This window comes from Streptomyces sp. DvalAA-43 (genome assembly GCF_900091725.1).
Classification (GTDB): Bacteria; Actinomycetota; Actinomycetes; order Streptomycetales; family Streptomycetaceae; genus Streptomyces; species Streptomyces pulveraceus.
This window is the reverse complement of record NZ_FMBW01000082.1, coordinates 1-1,101: the sequence shown is the minus strand read 5'-3', so window position 1 is coordinate 1,101 and position 1,101 is coordinate 1. Positions and strand designations below refer to the sequence as shown.

Annotated in this window: 1 protein-coding gene; it reads right to left on the bottom strand. The window is 70.0% G+C overall.

From position 1 onward, the window contains the following. Window positions 1-80: 80 nt before the first annotated feature. The gene (locus GA0115234_RS34030) at window positions 81-1,043 is read right to left on the bottom strand and encodes an electron transfer flavoprotein subunit alpha/FixB family protein (RefSeq protein WP_093549466.1); all 963 of its coding nucleotides are present in this window, start codon (window positions 1,041-1,043) and stop codon (window positions 81-83) included. Between the last annotated feature and the right edge of the window lie 58 nt (window positions 1,044-1,101).

The following is a 1,101-nucleotide window of genomic DNA, read 5'->3' as shown; positions in this document are numbered from 1 at the left end:
GGAATGGGTGCGGGGCCGTGTGGTGCGTGTGCACCACACGGCCCCGGGCCGTCGGTCGTGTCCCGCGTTCGTGGGGCGGGTCAGCCCTTGCGGGTGTTGATCTCGTCGGTGAGCTGGGGGACGACCTGGAAGAGGTCGCCGACGACGCCGTAGTCGACGAGGTCGAAGATCGGGGCCTCGGCGTCCTTGTTGATCGCGACGATCGTCTTGGACGTCTGCATCCCGGCCCGGTGCTGGATCGCGCCCGAGATGCCCGAGGCGATGTACAGCTGCGGCGAGACGGACTTGCCGGTCTGCCCGACCTGGCTGGAGTGCGGATACCAGCCCGCGTCCACCGCGGCACGCGACGCACCGACCGCCGCACCCAGCGAATCGGCCAGCGACTCGATCAGATGGAAGTTCTCCGCACCGTTCACCCCACGCCCACCGGACACGACGATCGCCGCCTCGGTCAGCTCCGGACGCCCCGTCGACTCACGCGGCGTCCGCGCGGTCACCCGCGTCCCCGTCGCCTGCGCCGAGAACGACACCTCCAGCACCTCGACCGCACCCGCACCCGCGGACGCCTCCACCGCGGCCGAGTTCGGCTTCACCGTGATCACCGGAACACCCCGCGACACACGCGACCGGGTCGTGAACGACGCCGCGAACGCCGACTGCGTCGCGACGACACCCCCCTCACCCGCCTCCAGATCCACCGCGTCCGTGATGATCCCCGAACCGATCCGCACCGCCAGCCGCGCGGCGATCTCCTTGCCCTCCGCCGACGACGGCACCAGCACCGCCACCGGCGACACCGCCTCCACCGCCGCCTGCAACGCATCCACCTTCGGCACCACCAGATAGTCACCGAACTCCGGCGCCTCCGCCGTCAGCACCCGCACCGCACCATGCCCGGCCAGCACCTCCGCCGTGCCCGCGGCACCCGCACCCACCGCGACCGCCACCGGCTCACCCACCCGACGCGCCAGCGTCAGCAACTCCAGCGTGGGCTTACGCACCGCACCGTCCACGTGATCGACAAAAACCAGAACTTCAGCCATGGGACTTCAATCTCCTGCGACTAGCGAAGAAACAGAGGAAGAGGGAGAGAGGGAGAGA